Source organism: uncultured Sphingobacterium sp. (assembly GCF_964277905.1).
Taxonomy (GTDB): domain Bacteria; phylum Bacteroidota; class Bacteroidia; order Sphingobacteriales; family Sphingobacteriaceae; genus Sphingobacterium; species Sphingobacterium siyangense.
Genome location: NZ_CAXYKD010000003.1, coordinates 320280 through 337355 on the forward strand (window position 1 = coordinate 320280; position 17076 = coordinate 337355).

The 17076-nt window shown below is 37.8% G+C and carries 17 protein-coding genes and 1 tRNA gene; 5 read left to right on the forward strand and 13 right to left on the reverse strand.

Translation table 11 applies throughout. The features are described 5' to 3' along the window. Window positions 1-76: 76 nt before the first annotated feature. The 3 genes from ACHWSC_RS03405 to ACHWSC_RS03415 all read right to left on the reverse strand — a co-directional run bounded on the left by ACHWSC_RS03405 (window position 77) and on the right by ACHWSC_RS03415 (window position 2882). Entirely contained in the window at window positions 77-991 is a 915-nt protein-coding gene (locus ACHWSC_RS03405) for a YARHG domain-containing protein (protein ID WP_075993346.1), read from the reverse strand. Beyond that, window positions 988-1557, reverse strand: coding sequence for a DUF2306 domain-containing protein (locus ACHWSC_RS03410; RefSeq protein WP_236590096.1), 570 nt, complete (start codon window positions 1555-1557; stop codon window positions 988-990). Before ACHWSC_RS03410 ends, ACHWSC_RS03405 begins: the two co-directional genes overlap by 4 nt. Before the next feature lie 80 nt (window positions 1558-1637). Further along, window positions 1638-2882 (reverse strand): ABC transporter permease, encoded by a 1245-nt coding sequence (locus ACHWSC_RS03415; protein WP_172840710.1) that lies wholly within the window; start codon window positions 2880-2882, stop codon window positions 1638-1640. Between the two features lie 184 nt (window positions 2883-3066). Between ACHWSC_RS03415 and queA the strand changes: the two genes are divergently transcribed. Together queA and ACHWSC_RS03425 are read left to right on the forward strand one after the other, a co-directional pair. Then, window positions 3067-4116, forward strand: coding sequence for a tRNA preQ1(34) S-adenosylmethionine ribosyltransferase-isomerase QueA (gene queA / locus ACHWSC_RS03420; protein ID WP_075993349.1), 1050 nt, complete (start codon window positions 3067-3069; stop codon window positions 4114-4116). An 87-nt stretch (window positions 4117-4203) separates the two neighbouring features. Then, window positions 4204-4887, forward strand: a complete 684-nt coding sequence (locus tag ACHWSC_RS03425) for a 2-C-methyl-D-erythritol 4-phosphate cytidylyltransferase (protein ID WP_394675785.1) — start codon at window positions 4204-4206, stop codon at window positions 4885-4887. Between the two features lie 4 nt (window positions 4888-4891). On the opposite strand, the gene ACHWSC_RS03430 is transcribed toward ACHWSC_RS03425, so the two are convergent. From ACHWSC_RS03430 to ACHWSC_RS03465, 8 genes are all read right to left on the reverse strand, one after another. Next, complete coding sequence (locus tag ACHWSC_RS03430) at window positions 4892-5047, reverse strand: lmo0937 family membrane protein (RefSeq protein WP_104382583.1); 156 nt, start codon at window positions 5045-5047, stop codon at window positions 4892-4894. A gap of 79 nt (window positions 5048-5126) precedes the next feature. Next, on the reverse strand, window positions 5127-5894 hold the full coding sequence (locus ACHWSC_RS03435; protein ID WP_394675786.1) for an MBL fold metallo-hydrolase: 768 nt from the start codon (window positions 5892-5894) through the stop codon (window positions 5127-5129). A 356-nt stretch (window positions 5895-6250) separates the two neighbouring features. Next, window positions 6251-7378 carry a glycosyltransferase gene (locus tag ACHWSC_RS03440; RefSeq protein WP_394675787.1) on the reverse strand — a complete coding sequence of 376 codons (1128 nt, stop codon included), beginning with the start codon at window positions 7376-7378 and terminating at the stop codon, window positions 6251-6253. 6 nt (window positions 7379-7384) lie between these two features. Next, window positions 7385-8335 (reverse strand): glycosyltransferase family 2 protein, encoded by a 951-nt coding sequence (locus ACHWSC_RS03445; protein ID WP_075993353.1) that lies wholly within the window; start codon window positions 8333-8335, stop codon window positions 7385-7387. Window positions 8336-8433: 98 nt separating this feature from the next. Beyond that, entirely contained in the window at window positions 8434-9036 is a 603-nt protein-coding gene (locus ACHWSC_RS03450; RefSeq protein WP_075993354.1) for a DUF4199 domain-containing protein, read from the reverse strand. Window positions 9037-9040: 4 nt separating this feature from the next. Further along, window positions 9041-9715, reverse strand: coding sequence for a hypothetical protein (locus ACHWSC_RS03455; protein ID WP_075993355.1), 675 nt, complete (start codon window positions 9713-9715; stop codon window positions 9041-9043). Between the two features lie 5 nt (window positions 9716-9720). Continuing rightward, a complete protein-coding gene (locus tag ACHWSC_RS03460) occupies window positions 9721-10989 on the reverse strand; it encodes a dihydroorotase family protein (protein ID WP_394675788.1) in 1269 nt (422 codons plus the stop codon). Between the two features lie 215 nt (window positions 10990-11204). Beyond that, window positions 11205-11774, reverse strand: coding sequence for a UbiX family flavin prenyltransferase (locus tag ACHWSC_RS03465; RefSeq protein ID WP_394675789.1), 570 nt, complete (start codon window positions 11772-11774; stop codon window positions 11205-11207). Between the two features lie 349 nt (window positions 11775-12123). On the opposite strand from ACHWSC_RS03465, the gene ACHWSC_RS03470 reads away from it, so the two are divergent. Then, window positions 12124-12774, forward strand: a complete 651-nt coding sequence (locus ACHWSC_RS03470; RefSeq protein WP_075993358.1) for an ankyrin repeat domain-containing protein — start codon at window positions 12124-12126, stop codon at window positions 12772-12774. Here the strand turns inward: ACHWSC_RS03470 and ACHWSC_RS03475 are convergent. Then, window positions 12771-14054, reverse strand: a complete 1284-nt coding sequence (locus tag ACHWSC_RS03475) for a DUF2851 family protein (RefSeq protein ID WP_394675790.1) — start codon at window positions 14052-14054, stop codon at window positions 12771-12773. The genes ACHWSC_RS03470 and ACHWSC_RS03475 overlap by 4 nt on opposite strands. A 66-nt stretch (window positions 14055-14120) precedes the next feature. After that, complete coding sequence (gene ribD, locus ACHWSC_RS03480) at window positions 14121-15167, reverse strand: bifunctional diaminohydroxyphosphoribosylaminopyrimidine deaminase/5-amino-6-(5-phosphoribosylamino)uracil reductase RibD (RefSeq protein WP_394675791.1); 1047 nt, start codon at window positions 15165-15167, stop codon at window positions 14121-14123. Window positions 15168-15201: 34 nt separating this feature from the next. Between ribD and prmC the strand changes: the two genes are divergently transcribed. Then, window positions 15202-16062 (forward strand): peptide chain release factor N(5)-glutamine methyltransferase, encoded by an 861-nt coding sequence (gene prmC / locus ACHWSC_RS03485; protein WP_394675792.1) that lies wholly within the window; start codon window positions 15202-15204, stop codon window positions 16060-16062. A 115-nt stretch (window positions 16063-16177) separates the two neighbouring features. Beyond that, a tRNA-Lys gene (locus ACHWSC_RS03490) sits at window positions 16178-16250 on the forward strand. The last annotated feature ends 826 nt before the right edge of the window (window positions 16251-17076 follow it).

The window sequence follows — 17076 nt, forward strand, 5'->3', positions numbered from 1 at the left end:
ACAAAAAAGGCTTTACGATGTAAAGCCTTTTTTGTAATACTGATCTTTCGAATATTCATGACTAATGTTGACTGCATTACCTTCCGAAGGTGTCATAATTATCCGTTGCATATTTTTCAAATCTAGTCAGCAAAGCTATATTATCTTTTTCTAAGGGACTTAAGTCTGCAGACACATCTTTTGAAATAGGCACATACCAATCTACAGGTTCAAAAAACTGGCGAATGCTAGGTTTGGTAAACGCATAGCCATGTCGGGCAAAAATCGTATTCCGAATAATCTCCAGATCTAATTTCTTGAGGTTTTTAAGGTCTTTCTCCGTCAACTTTTGTTTAGATGCATTTACAGTAAAGACCGCAGGGGATGCCGATCGATAGTATTGAATAATGTAAGTATAAGTTGAATCTCCATCCACATCAGTCTCCTCCTTTCTTTTTTCGTTAATCCAGTCGACCAAAGTTCCGTCTTCTCCATCCTGATTTTTTAGCATCAGATTTGGATTATAGGCGAACTGCTTTTTCAACAATTTAAAGCTTCGCTTTTTAATCTTTACCCCTTGGTCATATGCGGTCCAATTGCCTATTAAGGTGTCGTGATTAAGCTTAATTTCAAATCGCCCGTCGGACTTTTTGTCGCCGGGCTCATCCAATAATAACCGAATATCGGCACCATTTTCCTCCAATTTCCCCACAAAAGAGCGCAGATTTCCTTTGACAACATTCTGCCCGAAGATATTACCCTTATCCGTAATTTTTTTTATGGTCAAATTTATCTTCGGAGAATAATCTGTCGTGGGCAGCCCTTCTCCTTCTTCAAGAGTACTTTCATCCACAACAAATTCGCCCACCCAGTTTCCATAAAGTTCCTGATGTGCCTCAGCTTCGGCCACAACAGTATCTTTTGTTTCGGTGGCTTCATTCTTTTTGCTTTTCCCGTCCTTACAACCAAGGATTGCTCCAAGCATTAACATTAAACAAAGGTTCTTCCTCATAATTTATGATTTTTTTGATAAATAATAAATTCCGCCAACAACAAATTAGGGATCCACCCCAACCAGGCAATAATTTGATAGAGATCCATCGGATTTGGCTGAAACAAGTACACTAAAGCAAGCTTCCAAAAACGTAGGGTAAGTGCTGAACAGGTTAAGGCAAAACTACGGATCATAAAATCACGGTGTTTATCAAATTTTCGCTGACTCGCCAAACGAACTGCCATCCAGGTGAAATAAAACCATCCAAGCCCCAATAATTCAAAGGCAATAATAGAGGTTAATCCGCCATTTGCCACGGATCCAATAAGCAAACCTGAAGGAGCGGCAAAAACCAAAATGGCGAATACATACAAATACCCGATACTTCGATGGACTCGCGGATATTTATTCAATAGATAAGTATTAAACTGCGTAAAGCCGGCAGGCAAGGCAAAGATAGCTGTGCAGACATGGACATAAAACACGTAGCGATACCACCAAAGTTCTTCAATTTCCGTTTGTTTAATCATCAGGAAATTAGCATCGAGTGAGAAACCACGATAGCGAAGTGTGATTTCTGCCATCAGCATACAGCTATAGGCAAAAATTAAAAGCCAAAATCCTTGTAATATCGAAAATTGAGCTTTTTTAAACATATCGCTTTCTATTTACTCCGGATCGCTTCTACCGGATCCAATCGAGAAGCCATTAGGGCCGGAACAATACCTGATATGAGACCAATAAACGTCGAAAGCGAAACTGTAAGCATAACCATTTTCAAACTTACGACAATAGCAACGCCAGTTGCAGCTTGCACTAGAAACGCTAAAAAATAAACAACAACGAGACCTATCCCTCCCCCCAACAAACATAGTACGATAGACTCAACTAAAAATTGTGAAAGAATAAAGAAATTTTTAGCCCCTAGCGCTTTCTGTATTCCGATGATATGTGTACGCTCTTTGACACTGACAAACATGATATTGGCAATACCGAAGCCACCAACCAAAATCGAAAAAATACCGATTGAAAAACCCGCAAGATTAATTATCCCAAAAAGCTGATCCAGCGCACCTGTAATCATTGTTGTCTGGTTAATGGAAAAGTTTTCCTCCCGTTGTGGCGATATACGACGAATCGAACGCATGAGTGTCTTCGCTTCGCTCTCCGCCTCACCAAGCGTGTAGTTCGATTTAATAACCATCGCTATACTCGGTGAGAAATTATCATAGTTGACCAAATTTCTCGCAAGCTCAAACGGAATAAAGGCGGTATCATCGGGGGAGGTATTAATCAATACACCATTTCCTTCTTTCTTTAATACACCGATAACCTGAATTTTTCGGCCTAACATATTAATATATTTGCCAACAGGCTCCTCATTAGGAAAAAGCCCTTCCGCAATATTTGCTCCCAATACAGTTACAAGAGCTCCACCCCTCGACTCGCTTTCAGCAAAGTAACGACCATCCACAATATTTAAATTTTGAATGTACAGGTTCTCATAGGTCGCTGCGTTGACCGATGAGCCTTGGGCCGAATTATTTTTATATTTTATAGTCGTATTACCGATATTGATCATATACGCCATATACTCGGCTGTCGTCATACGACTTTTCAAATCCAGGTAATTATTGTATGTAGGTTCGGGTCTATTCAAGTATTTCCACCAAGGGAAATTTGGACCTCCATCCCAGGGCCATTTCTCAATATAAAGTGTTTTGCTACCGATCTTCTTTACTGATTCCTCTATATTATTCCGTAAGGTATCTACTGCAGAAAATACACCAATAATCGTAAAAATACCGATGGTCACACCCAACAGCGATAGTAAGGTGCGGGTACGATTGTCTTTCAATGCCGAAAAAGCAAACTGACAACTCTCCAATATCAATCTAAAAAATAGCATAATTGTATTCTAAAATACAACATAGTTTTGATTTAATGTCAAAATCGTCAAAAATATATACATAAATTAGAAATAAGCCCTTTCTATACCCGAAAAAGTTATAACTTTGTATGCTTTTTGCAACCTAGTATTTGGTGCACTGTAATGCACTGAAAGGCAGACATTAAAATATATATCATTAAAGATGAAGTTATCTCAATTTAAATTCAACTTACCAGAATCATTACTTGCTTCTGAACCTTCTGAAAATCGTGACGAATCACGCTTGATGGTCCTACATAGAGATACTGGTAAAATTGAACACAAAATTTTCAAAGATGTATTGGATTATTTCGATGACAAAGATGTCATGATATTAAACAATACTAAAGTTTTTCCAGCCCGCCTTTACGGTAATAAAGAGAAAACTGGAGCTACGATTGAAGTTTTCTTGTTGCGTGAATTGAACAATGAACTTCGTCTTTGGGATGTGTTGGTAGATCCTGCGCGTAAAATCCGTGTAGGCAACAAATTATATTTCGGTGATGATGACTTATTGGTTGCCGAAGTAGTTGACAATACAACTTCTCGTGGCCGTACAATTAGATTTTTATTTGATGGTACCGATGAAGAGTTCCGTCGTAATATTGAAATCTTAGGTGAAACTCCGCTTCCTAAATACATCAAACGTAAAGCTACGCCGGAAGATAAATTCCGTTACCAAACGATCTACGCAAAAAATGAAGGTGCTGTTGCTGCTCCTACAGCTGGACTTCACTTCTCAAGAGAGTTAATGAAACGTCTGGAACTAAAAGGTGTTGATTTTGCAGAGGTTACTCTTCACGTTGGTCTTGGAACTTTCCGTACCGTTGAAGTCGAAGATTTAACCAAACATAAAATGGATTCGGAACAGTTCATCATCACTGATGAAGCTGCACGCGTTGTCAATAGAGCAATCGACAACAAACGTCGCGTATGTGCTGTCGGAACGACTTCTATGCGTGCAATAGAATCTTCTGTTTCTGCAGATCACCATTTAAAAGCGGCGTCTGACTGGACGAGTAAGTTCATCTATCCTCCTTACGATTTCAGTATCGCAAACTCGATGATTACAAACTTCCATACACCAGAATCCACACTTTTAGTGATGATTGCTGCGTTTGCAGGCTACGAAAATGTAATGAATGCCTATGAAGTTGCTGTAAAAGAAAAGTATAGATTCTACAGCTATGGCGACGCTATGTTAATCGTTTAACGCTGTGTCTTAAAAGATAAAATAAAAAAAACGTGGATAGCCTTAAACTATCCACGTTTTTTTAAATAATAACCTTTCAATAACAACATGAACTTTGTAATTATCGTTGCTGCCGGAACCGGAAACAGAATGAATAGCGATCTTCCAAAGCAGTTTCTTGAATTAAATGGACTGCCGATTGTTATGCATACAATTAATCGATTTTGCCAGTCAGAAATTATTTCGGAAGTTATTTTGGTCATCAGCGAGCCAATGGAAAGTTTTTGGACCGAACTGTGTTTGAAGCATCAGTTTGATCGCCCTATACATATCGCTTTTGGCGGACAAACCCGCTTCGAAAGTGTAAGGAACGGAATAGATTACATTCAGCAAAATTTTGATATCGGTCCAAAAGACTATGTTGCGGTGCACGACGGAGCTCGGCCTATCATCACTGAAGCTCTTATTAAAAAAGCCTTCCAGGGGGCGTATGATCATCAGGCAATTGTCTTAGCACAAAAGAGCATTGAATCAGTTCGGATGGGAGACACCACATCCAACTCCGCTGTTGATAGAAATCATACCTGGTTAGTACAAACTCCACAGGTTTTTCATGGAGAATTGCTTCTAAAGTCCTATCAGCAAGGCGAAGATCCCCTTTTTACAGATGATGCGTCGGTGGTAGAGAAAATGGGCAAGCGTATCGCTATCATTGAAGGTGACTCCAGAAATATAAAAATCACCTACCCTCAAGACTTACAAATTGCCCAGTTCTATCTGAATTTGATTTAAAGGATTAAGCATTGCCACGAATAACGCGCAATAAAACCACAATAATAGCAATGACCAAAAGGATGTGGATAATGTTATTGCCAGCCGCATAACCTCCAAAAAAACTTATCGCCCAAATGATAACTAAGATAACGGCGATGATATACAGTAAATTTCCCATTTCTTTATAATTTAATACCTAAATCTATTTTTTATAGGTATAACAACGAAAAAAGAACTATAGTTTTATTTTAAATGGATTAGCTAATTTCAAGCTGTAATCTATCGTAGGCTAGAAACATGTTTTCGGGCAATTCTCTGGAAACAGCTTCATGCAGTCCCATTCGATGCCCTATATGTGTAAAATAGGTTTTATCGGCATGAATATCATAGGCAAATTCAATCGCCTCATCCAATGTTAAATGTGAAATATGAGATTCCTTTTGCAAAGCATTTACCACAAGAACCTTTACTCCTTCCAATAATTTCCGTGATTCTGCGCTGATAAATTTCGCATCAGTAATGTAGGCGAAATCTCCGATCCTAAAACCCAAGACTGGCATTTTATAATGGAGAACCTCAATAGGCATAATTTCTTTTCCAAATAAAGACAAGGGTACCCCGGCCTTTATCTCTTCCAAATCCAACCTCGGAGCTCCGGGATATTTAACTTCAGTAAACGCATAATAAAATTCTCGTCTGAGCGCTTCATGGAGAGCTGCTGTACCGTAAATAGCAATTGAGCTATGCTGCTGATAATTAAATGCCCTTACGTCATCTAAACCAGCAATATGGTCTTTATGTGAGTGTGTCATTAACACCGCATCCAAATGCATAACTTTCTCGCGCAACATCTGATACCTAAAGTCTGGGCCAGTATCCACAACCAATGTATGTTGATTGTATTCAATAAGAATAGAAGAACGTAACCTCTTATCACGTCTGTCTTCAGATTGACAGACCTGACATTGGCATGCTATTACAGGCACCCCTTGTGATGTTCCGGTTCCTAAAAATGTTATTCTCAAGCTACAATTTTTGATTTCAATACGTCTTCATAAATCGGAAGAAGTTTTTCAGAAATGGCCTCCGAATCAATTTCAATATCCAATAATATGTTCCACAATGACTGGATTTTTATTTCAAGATTCGAAAACTTATTGACTACTACAACTTTTGTCGTCTGCAACATACAAGCACCTGTACGGAATGAACCTTTCTCGTATCTAACTTTATACCCTTGCTCCTTAAAAAACTCTTCTAACTTAGTTAAACTACTTTGTGTAAACGGCAACAAAATCTCTCCTTCCTTTTAAATTTCTACCTCAGTCTTCCAAACTTAGATAAATTTGATTTTATATACAAATAAAATCATTGCTACTCATCAACGCGTCAACTTAAGAAGTTCATTGCCAAAAGTATCCCAGCTGTATTTCCTTTTTTCATCGATAATATTCGTTCTAAATTGCTCTTCTTTGTTGTAATGGTAAAATGAAAAAATACCGTCGGCTATTTGACGGGCATCAGGTTCCACGACATAACCAACGTAGCCATCTTGAACCAATTCCGGCAATCCCCCAACATTACTCACAATCATGGGAAGATCAAAATGATAAGCAACTTGGGTGATTCCACTCTGCGTAGCGCTACGATAAGGCAATACAACGCAATCCGCAGCTGAAAAATAACGTCCCACCTCCTGATTTGGAATAAAATCGGTATGCATAAAAATAAACTCTTCGAGTTTATACTTTTTTATAAGCTCCAGATAGGGAGCAGGATCACCATAAAATTCTCCGGCAAGCAATAATTTAACACCGAGATCGCGAACCTTGGAATGAGCTAATGCTTCCAGCAAGATATCTAAACCCTTGTATTGACGAATAAAACCAAAAAACAATACGACTTTATCCTCTTCGGCAATCTTAAGTAATCGACGTGCCTCCTTTTTACTTTGATGCGCACCATAGTTATCGTAGAGGGGATGCGGCGTATATACCGCTGGCATTTTGGGGCTTAACATTTTCAGATCTGCCAGTACACTTTTACTCATAGTGAGACAAGCATCAACAGATTTCAAAAAGTAGCGGATCAACATCTTATCCCCTATGCGTTGTTCATGAGGGATTATATTATCAGCGATACATACAATTTTAGTATGTTTATTTTTTCGAACCTGTCGCTGTATTGTTCCCAAACAAGGCCCAAAAAACGGCATCCAAAATCGCACGATAAGCAAATCGTAGTTCGCCTTCCTAAGCTCCCTACCAACCTTTATCCAATTAAGTGGATTAATAGAATTCACTATTGTTTTAATATGAAGACCGATTGGTGCAGGCTCATCTGAATATTGCGACTTCCCAGGGAAAAGAAAATTGGGATACTGTAGACTAAAGGAATAGATATCCACTTCATGACCTAACTCCTGAAAATGGGATGCCAATCGTTCATTAAAAGACGCTATCCCCCCTCCCCTCAATGGATAGGCGGATCCTAAAATCACAATTCGCATAATTATTTAGATGACTTTCTCAATTTGATAATCATTCCGATCGGAGCTGCTTCTAGAGACTAATTCTGCCAAGAAACCTGTCAGAAATAATTGTGTTCCCAAAATAATCGCTGTTAGCGCAAAGAAAAATAATGGTTGATCTGTTATATCTCTAAATGGTGTACCGCTAGCTATACTCATGAGTTTGTGGCAAATCAGATAAATGGAGATAAATAAACCTGCAAGAAAACTAATCACCCCCATAACACCAAAAAAGTGCATCGGTCTTTTCGCAAATTTGCCGACAAAAAATATGGATAATAAATCCAAGAAGCCTTTCACAAAACGGCCCGGCCCAAATTTGGTTGTACCGTATTTACGTGGGTAATGCTGTACAACCTGTTCCTGTATATTGGTAAATCCAGCCCATTTCGCAATAACGGGTATATAACGATGCATCTCGCCATAAACCTCAATGTTTTTAACAACATCTTTTTTATAAGCTTTAAGGCCACAGTTAAAATCATGCAGGTTATGAATTCCAGACATAGATCTTGTTACCCCATTAAACAATTTGGTTGGGATTGTTTTGGTCAATGGATCATAGCGCTTTTGCTTCCAACCCGATACTAAATCCGCCCCCTTGTTCACGATCCGATCATACAGTTCAGGAATCTCATCTGGACTATCCTGTAAATCAGCATCCATTGTAATAACAACATCGCCCTGTGCAGCAGCAAAGCCTACATTTAAAGCCGCAGATTTTCCATAGTTGCGTCGGAACTTTATCGCAGAAATATTCGTGTTCTTTAACTTCAACTCTTCAATAACTTTCCAAGAATTATCTTTACTCCCATCATCAACTAAAATAATTTCATAGGAAAAATGATTGGCCGCCATAACGCGGTCGATCCAAGCTGTCAATTCGGGTAAGGATTCTTCTTCATTAAATAAAGGAACAACAACAGAAATATCCATGTGAATGTTAATCATGCTAAAAATGTAGTATTATAATACCAACAAAGGTATTACTTTTTCAGTAATACCTTATAGGGTCAATTTTATTTTATTAAACACTAATTGGTCTCTTGCTTAATCACCAATTTTTCTCGTTTTGTCAAGGCTGATAATAGTAATGCAAAAACAAATTGAAACATCAATGTGATTGCCAATCCTTTGAACACCTGCCCTAAGGTTATCTTTCCTATAGCATCAACTTGTTTTTCAAGTTCTGCGATTTTTGAATCTATAACCTCATCTGGCACATTGTTTTTCTCCATGTACTCAATGGTAACGTTAATTGTATGCGTCACCACCTTTTCTTGTAAAGTTGGATTAATGAAATTAACATAGAGTTGCGTACCAATAGTGGAAATAATCGTAGAAATAGCAAGCATCATAAAGATCGATTTCAATGCTATAGAAAAATTCCAGTATCCACCATTTGCTTTCCTAAGAGAGAAGGCGAATAGCGCAGAGATAACAACAAAAATCCCCGTATTAACAATAAATGACATCGACATTACCCCCCAAAAGGAATTTAAGTCTTTGACAACAAACAAAACAACTAATCCTAGAATAAAAGAAATTATTCCTAAAATAACACCATAGATAATACTTTTCTTTTTGTCGATTACCGCATCAAATCCTACATTACTTTGGTTGAATGATTCTGCCATAAAATTATTTGTTATAGTAAGTACTAATTATTTGGTAAAGGGCGATATCAAAAGCCTTATTGGAAGAAGCGTCAGCATACTCTTCAAATTGTTTTTCAGATGGTTTCAACTCGCTAAAGAAACTCATAATAGGATAGAAAAGTTCATAAACTTCGCTTCTCGGATTTATTCCTTTTCCTACTTTTGCAATTTCGGCATACGGGCTATCTACTACAATCTGATTAGCAATGATATCTTCATAAATTTCATGCTCGTCTTGGAATTCATCTTCGTCAACCAGCAAAAATTCTTTTAGGAAATCATCCAATTCAGGTTCAATCTCATCATCCTTACATTCCCCTAAATAAAGAAAAATATTCAACAATTCTGTTCCACGATCTATTGTTTCATCTTCGATCGCTTCCCATTCTTCAGAATCCAAATAATCATCTTCCAATTTTAATACGTCATTGGAGAAAAAGTTCATCAATAAAAGATCGACATATACTTCACGAAGTTCGTCAAACAACGGATAGTCATCAAAAGACTGATCCAACAGTTCTAATTTCTCTAGATAGCTGGCCTCCGTATTGAATACGCCAATAATCTTTTCAAGAAACTCCGGGGCTGTCGAGATTCCATCAACCTTGCCATAATTTAATATACCTGCCTCAACGGCTGCTTTAACATTTGCTTCCATGGTTTTTAATCGTTTTTAATGATTTGACTATTATTGATGACCAATTCGACAGCGCCTTTTAAGATCTGTCCGAACAATGGAGAATTTTTTGATTTGGATTTATTGGTTTTCTCATCGAAGCTCCAAGTCTTCGCTGAGTCAAATACGACAAGGTTGGCTACTGCCCCTTCTTCAATAAGAGGAACTTCAAGTCCTAGAATCTGTCGGGGTCTAACTGAAAGACTATTGACAATTTGTTCTTCGTTTAATCCAGCACGAACCATGAGTGGCAATACGGTCTGTAGTCCAATAATTCCATTTTTTGCAATATGAAATTCTACATTCTTAAATTCTATTTCATGCGGTGTATGTTGCGAAACAACAGCGTCAATAGTACCATCCTTAATTCCTTTGAGTAATACCTTAAGATCTGCCTTTGTGCGTAACGGCGGACTCACCTTATAATTACTATCAAAACCGACAATATCTTCGTCAGTAAAGACCAATTGATGTGCAGCAACATCACATGTCACTGGAAGACCTTTTGCTTTAGCTTTTTTTATCAGGTCAACGGCTTCTGGTGTGCTAATGGATGCAAAATGAATTGGAGCTCCGGTATATTCCGCCAAATACAGATCACGAGAAACCATTAACGATTCGGCAAGATTGGGAATACCCTTCATCCCCAAATAAGTACTCATCGCACCTTCATTCATTTTGTTTCCACCTGCCATAGATTCATCTTCAGCATGTGAAAAAATCAACCCATCGAATCCCTTCGCATATAACAACGCTCTGCTCATTAATCCTGCCTGCTGTACACTCCTATTTCCATCACTGAAAGCGACAGCACCCGTTTGCTTCATATCAAATAGCTCGGCTAGTTCCTTTCCTTCTCGCTTTTTACTGATAGCTCCAATTGGATGTACATCAACAAGATTCCCTTTCGCTGTATTGACAATAAGTGCAACTTCAGAACGGCTTTGAATCGCCGGTTCGGTATTTGGCATTACAGCAACTCCAGTAAATCCTCCCGCTGCTGCTGCTGCGGTTCCACTTACAATGTCTTCCTTGGTTTCTAATCCAGGTTCTCCAAAATTGGCATGTAAGTCGAAAAAACCTGGCGCTAAAATTTTTCCTGCGCCATCGATGGTCTCTATGTTTTTATCAGCTACTTTGACAGATTTTCCAATCTGCGCAATCTTTCCCTTTTCGATAAATACATCAACTTGCTGCTGATGAAATTCATTACCAGGTAAAATTACTTTAACAGAAGTAATCAATAAGCTTTTCATATATGAATGTGATTGAAATTAAAAGGATACAACTTATTTATCGAAGCATATAGCGTGCGCAGTGTTAACAGACAAAGGGTGGCTTTATCACTATAAATCATATAGCTGCAAATAACTTTTTCGCGTGATGCCTGTGATTGCTTCATTTCGAGAAACAAAGTTACAAAATACAAATTTATTAAAGAACATTAAAAATAGATTTCAACGAGGAATAACTAGGCATTTTCTCCCCACTGATAATGTTTAAATTCAAACCCTGCAAGACTCAAAATCCGATCAACCACAGTTTCTGCAACATCCTCCAAAGTCTTCGGCAAACTATAGAATGAAGGTGATGCAGGGCAAATGATACCTCCGGCCTCTGTCACCAATTTCATGTTTTGAATATGTATAATACTTAGCGGTGTCTCACGGGTAACCAAAATCAATCTTCGTCGTTCTTTTAGCATTACATCTGCCGCGCGAGTTGTCAGATCAGAAGAAATTCCTTGGGCGATCCTTGATAATGTCCCCATTGAACACGGACAGACAATCATCGTATCATAGCGAGCCGATCCTGATGCAAAAGGAGCAAAGAAATCACCCTTATCATAAAATTTGAACGGTACATCCTGATAACTCTCATCGCCTAACTCCGCACGCCATACATCCTTCGCATTATTCGACATTACAATCCCAACTTCTGCGATTTGTGTTTTTAATACCAATAGTTTTTTAAGTAAAACTTTAGCATAGATTGAGCCGCTAGCTCCAGTAATGGCAATAACAATTTTTCTCTTAGACATCTCTTTTAAAATAATAAAAACAAAGCTATAAAAAAAGGGTCGTAGTGAGAAACACCCGACCCTACATCTACCTATGAAAAACATGCCCTTGGGAGGGGCTTAACAAAAGTACATCTACTTTTTAATTTACAAAAACATTATGCGCATTACTACACATTTGTGTATATAAAATACCCCAAAAATAACTTTTTCCCGGATTTTAAGATCCAATTCACCCCGTAAAAACACCCTTCTTCTAAATTTCAGTTCAATCCCAGGCAAAATTAAATACAAATATTTTCGCAAATCAAACATTTATTCTCATCAATAAAGTCTATTTTAGTGACAACGTTAGACAATTTGTTAAGACATGAACCTTTCCGTTTTAGAACAATATATTGAAGAAGGCAGAAGCCATGATATCGACTTATTATTGATTGGAAATCCCGAACTTTTACAAGAAACAACGAGTCATGGAATTTCTCCCCTCCTATTGGCTTGCTATTATAACAAACCCCAGATCATTCGGACACTTTTACAACACACCAAATCCATGACTATCCATGAGGCCTGTGCGGCTGGGTTAACCTCATACCTGGAGGCTATTATTTTGCAAGCTCCATCTGTTGTCAACGAATGGTCATCACAGGGTTTTACGCCATTGACCTTAGCAACATATTTCAACAAAGCAGACATTGTCCGTCTTTTACTATCCAAAAAAGTCAATCCGAATGTCGTAACCAAAAATGAACAACTCACCACTGCGCTACATATTGCTGCGGCAAACAACAATGAAGAGATCGGTAAGTTGCTTATCGATGCTAATGCAAATGTCAATGCCATTCAAGCCACTGGCGAAACTCCACTTCATTTCGCTGCTCAATTTGGTAATATCGACTTTATTGTTGCCTTACTCGAAAATGGAGCCGACACCAGAGTCATCAATATCTCAGGATTAGCTCCAATGGATATGGCATATGAAAAAGGCCATAAGGAGATTGCTGAGATTTTAAAGAATTAATTTCTTTTTAAAATTTCGGATCCTATACTGCAATGAAGACAGCGCTTCCTATCACAGTAAAATCTCTTTAACTGCAAAATTCCTTGACTTTGCAATGCGCTTTGAACAGGCCAATCATATTGAGTAAATTGTCTCACAACAACATTTTTTTCCGCAGGAAGCTGCTCCAAAAGATCTAGCGCTTTATCAATATATGACTGAATACTAAAATATTTACCGTATGAAAAAAGAAATACGATAATCACATTAATAACAAGCGTGTCAATAGTTTCTTTACCCAGCCGAACGGATGTTTTTACCTTCGTTTTTGTACCGAAAGAAAAATATCCCCCAAAATAATCACCCGGCGACTCTATCTTAAATAATTTTCGAGCAGCCTCCAAATCATCCACAGCCAAAATCTTAGCAACGCCCAACTCGTTCTTACTAAACAAAAGAGCTAATTGCGTGATTCGCCGTTCAGGAAAATTATAAGGTCTCATTCTCATCCTTTTCCAAACCCCATAAATAGCCTCTATACCATGAATACGTTTTTGATACTCAAATTCACCAGCTAGCCGCTCCATGTACTCGCTTTCTTGCCCTTGAATAAACAGCCTGCTGATCCCAAAGAAAAGAGCCTCTATTTTAAATAGGTTGGAACGATATTTTTGTAAAATGTTCCAAGGTAATTTTTCCCCAAGCTCCTGAAATGTATCTGCATTAACTTTTAATCCAATACATCTGCAGATCCATACCCATAAAGTTTTTTCCCAATCCGTATTAAATTGTTTTAAGATCACCGACATTTGTTGAACCTTCATTTCTAGACGTTCAATAGCTAAACTACTCAGCCACATGGATTTTTTAAAAAGATCGATAGAACCAAGCTGAAATTCACAAGGTATCGAACTTTTTGTATTCATCATCACTGAATACCGCTCCAAGAGATGCTGTTCCACATATTCCGAAAGCACCAATGTCGGTATAGATGTCCCATCATTTCGGTAAATAACTTTATCATTTTTCCACACCACATGTAAGATGACATTATTATAAACGGCATCTTCCTGATGACAATGTCGATCCCAATCCGAAGATTGGATATGCATCTCGACATGACCAAACCAATCATTATCTTTACACCTAATATGTGACATGAGAAAATCGGGGCCGGAATCTGTATTATATTGCCCCACATGAACAACGACCAAGGGTTCTCCATCAGTAGAATTCAACCCATTTGCACGGAATAGCCGAAGTTTCCAGATAAACTGCATTAAGTTTTCTGTAACTAACATAATTGTAATTTTAGAATTAAATCAACCGGCTATGGCTTATAATTCCTTAAATATACAATTTAATAATTACTGTTTCTTATAGATCTTTAAAAGATCATTGGAAACCAATTTACTTTCTAGCAATTGCCCTTTAAATTGAGGAGCCTCAATCCCATTCAATAATCTTGTTTCAGACTCAAATACCCTTGCTTCATCCCAGAGATCCGCATCTATAAACATTTGCAGAGTAGCACGCCCTCCTTCTATGATTATTGACTGCACATCCATTAAATAAAGTTGATAAAGAATATTCTGCGGCAGATACAACCCATAATTTTCAAGCTCAATATACTTCACATTTGCTGTCCATTCTGTCTTTTTAGCATTGAACACAATTGTATCAGCTTGATCATTGAGAATATTAGCATCTAGCGGGATAGCAAGATCTCTATCTAAAAGAATACGCAATGGGTTTTTACCCTGCCATTCTCTTACGGTCAGACTGGGATTATCTACGACTGCAGTATTTGTACCAACCAAAATAGCATCTTCCTCCGCTCTCCAACGGTGAACCAACTGTTGGCTTGCAGCATTACTTATCCAAACCTGCTTACCCTCTTGTCCTATAAAACCATCCTTGGTTTGTGCCCATTTTAAAATAACATAGGGACGAAATTGACCGATACGTGTAAAAAACCGACGGTTGAGCCATACGGCCTCTTTTTCCAGTAAACCAATTTCAACCTCAATACCAGCTTCCCGTAGTATTTCCACTCCTTTGCCATTGACCTTTGCGAAAGGATCCAAACAGGCTATAAAAACTTTCAAAGGTTTCAGCTCCGCAATCATATTAGCACAGGGTGGCGTCTTTCCATAATGCGCGCAAGGTTCAAGGCTGACATAAAAAGTACTTTCCGCGATAAGCCGCTTTGCCTTTTCCCCATACTTTTGCATAACCTGTTGTACAGCATTGACCTCAGCATGTGGTCCACCATACGGAGAAGTATACCCTTCACCGATAATTTTACCGTCCAAAACAATGACAGCCCCAACCATTGGATTGGGACTCACTGAACCCGCACCCATTTGGGCCAGTTCCAAACAACGATGCATATATTGCTTGTGCATATCCATAGATACAAATCTATGAAAATCGTACCTTTGACACATGAAAATACTTCAAGATTTCGAATTATTATTTCAACATGAGCTTCAGGAGTTATATGATGAGGATGAAATAAAAGCTATATTCTTAGTGGTTGTTGCCGAAAAGTTTGGGTTAAATAGAATCAATTATCAATTGAGAAAAACAGATATCGTCAATGAGAAGGATAAGGCTGAAGTACTTAGCATCCTTCAGGATCTAAAAAAGCACAGACCTATACAGTACATACTCAATAGGGCAGATTTTTATGGTGAAGTTTTCCAGGTCAATGAATCGGTCCTCATTCCACGCCAGGAAACTGAAGAACTTGTCGATCTGATCATCAAAAACCATAAATCTTCTCAAAACCTAAAAATTATAGATATCGGAACTGGCTCTGGCTGCATCCCTATTACCTTATCAAAGCATCTTAATAATGCCCTGGTAACCACGATAGACATCTCAAAAGAGGCGATAAAAACAGCACAAGAAAATGCTAAGAATTTAAAAACTCAGATTCAATTTATCAATGCGGATATATTTGAATGGGAATACATTTTCTCCGACCAACACTATAATATCATTGTATCCAATCCGCCCTATATAACCCCGGGAGAAAAGCAGCATATGAACCAAAACGTATTGGCTTATGAACCTGAGCTCGCATTATTCATTGAAGAAAGTGCTCCACTGATTTTTTATGATGTTATTTCATCCTTTGCATTGAAACATTTAGCCCCAAATGGAGATCTATATTTTGAAATCAATCAATATCTCGGTGCAGAAATGAAAGAACTTATGGTCAAAAAAGGATTTGAACAGGTCAAACTTATAAAAGACATCAATGGAGCAGACCGAATAATCCATGCAAAAAAAGCGCGATAAAAAATAATCCGTTTATTTATTAAGCAGTTAAGGCCTTTTCATCAAAATTTGCACGCAATAATTTGGCATATATCAAAAGAAATTCTACCTTTGCATCACTTTCAAAAACAGAAAGGATTCCGTAGCTCAGCTGGTAGAGCAATACACTTTTAATGTATGGGTCCTGGGTTCGAATCCCAGCGGGATCACAGAAAAAAGCTAATCGCAAGATTAGCTTTTCTTGTTTATATGCTAATTCATAGCTTTTTTACACTTCTTTCAAAGACGAGACAGTTAAATATTACTGTTAATTACTCTCTAGTCAAAGATACTGAAAATCCATTAAGAAAATCTCATTTTTCATCTCATGTAATGAGACATCATTTTCTGTTTTATATACCCCTTAATTATTTTCATGTCTCCCCCCTCTTCTATCTTATCTTTTATAGAGTATTTTAAAGACATCTAAAACTCTCAAACAATTTTAGGATAGTTGAACATCAAAATCCCTTTCCGAGCTATATAGTCTATGAATTCAAGTAATCTCTGAGACACGAAAACTTTCAGGGGGTATATAAAGTAATTTTCCGTGTCTCACCCAGTTCTAAAAAATTTATTTAATCGCTCGCCGTCCTGCGAGTTGAACGAAGGTCGTTGAAGAAAAGTGCGAAGCGCGATTCAACGATATCTATGAAATAGACGAAGCTTCTTGGCGATATTTTTGAAAAAGGGGGGGGTGACTTGGGCTTATCAAAAATAGTGACAAGAGCGAAGCCTGAGTGAACAGCAGGCGAGCCAAACTCTAAAAGCTTGAAGATTTTTAATAGGTGCCTAGCACTTATTAAAAAGATTTAGATGCTTTTATGAAGTGAAGGGATTTATAAAACATTAAGTATGACAAACAGCGAAGCTATAAATATGAAATTTTATGAAATAAGGTTTCATATTTATAAAGTTTGGCGTATCTTAATGGCATAAATTCCGAAACGGAATGCCATATAACCTCCATGTGGATTTGATCCATAAGTCTTATTT

Coding starts and splice junctions, on each gene's coding strand:
- ACHWSC_RS03405 (WP_075993346.1), bottom strand. CDS start 991: ATGAGGAAGAACCTTTGTTTAATGTTAATGCTTGGAGCAATCCTTGGT.
- ACHWSC_RS03410 (WP_236590096.1), bottom strand. CDS start 1,557: ATGGCAGAAATCACACTTCGCTATCGTGGTTTCTCACTCGATGCTAAT.
- ACHWSC_RS03415 (WP_172840710.1), bottom strand. CDS start 2,882: ATGCTATTTTTTAGATTGATATTGGAGAGTTGTCAGTTTGCTTTTTCG.
- queA (WP_075993349.1), top strand. CDS start 3,067: ATGAAGTTATCTCAATTTAAATTCAACTTACCAGAATCATTACTTGCT.
- ACHWSC_RS03425 (WP_394675785.1), top strand. CDS start 4,204: ATGAACTTTGTAATTATCGTTGCTGCCGGAACCGGAAACAGAATGAAT.
- ACHWSC_RS03430 (WP_104382583.1), bottom strand. CDS start 5,047: ATGGGAAATTTACTGTATATCATCGCCGTTATCTTAGTTATCATTTGG.
- ACHWSC_RS03440 (WP_394675787.1), bottom strand. CDS start 7,378: ATGCGAATTGTGATTTTAGGATCCGCCTATCCATTGAGGGGAGGGGGG.
- ACHWSC_RS03445 (WP_075993353.1), bottom strand. CDS start 8,335: ATGGATATTTCTGTTGTTGTTCCTTTATTTAATGAAGAAGAATCCTTA.
- ACHWSC_RS03450 (WP_075993354.1), bottom strand. CDS start 9,036: ATGGCAGAATCATTCAACCAAAGTAATGTAGGATTTGATGCGGTAATC.
- ACHWSC_RS03455 (WP_075993355.1), bottom strand. CDS start 9,715: ATGGAAGCAAATGTTAAAGCAGCCGTTGAGGCAGGTATATTAAATTAT.
- ACHWSC_RS03460 (WP_394675788.1), bottom strand. CDS start 10,989: ATGAAAAGCTTATTGATTACTTCTGTTAAAGTAATTTTACCTGGTAAT.
- ACHWSC_RS03465 (WP_394675789.1), bottom strand. CDS start 11,774: ATGTCTAAGAGAAAAATTGTTATTGCCATTACTGGAGCTAGCGGCTCA.
- ACHWSC_RS03470 (WP_075993358.1), top strand. CDS start 12,124: ATGAACCTTTCCGTTTTAGAACAATATATTGAAGAAGGCAGAAGCCAT.
- ACHWSC_RS03475 (WP_394675790.1), bottom strand. CDS start 14,054: ATGTTAGTTACAGAAAACTTAATGCAGTTTATCTGGAAACTTCGGCTA.
- ribD (WP_394675791.1), bottom strand. CDS start 15,167: ATGGATATGCACAAGCAATATATGCATCGTTGTTTGGAACTGGCCCAA.
- prmC (WP_394675792.1), top strand. CDS start 15,202: ATGAAAATACTTCAAGATTTCGAATTATTATTTCAACATGAGCTTCAG.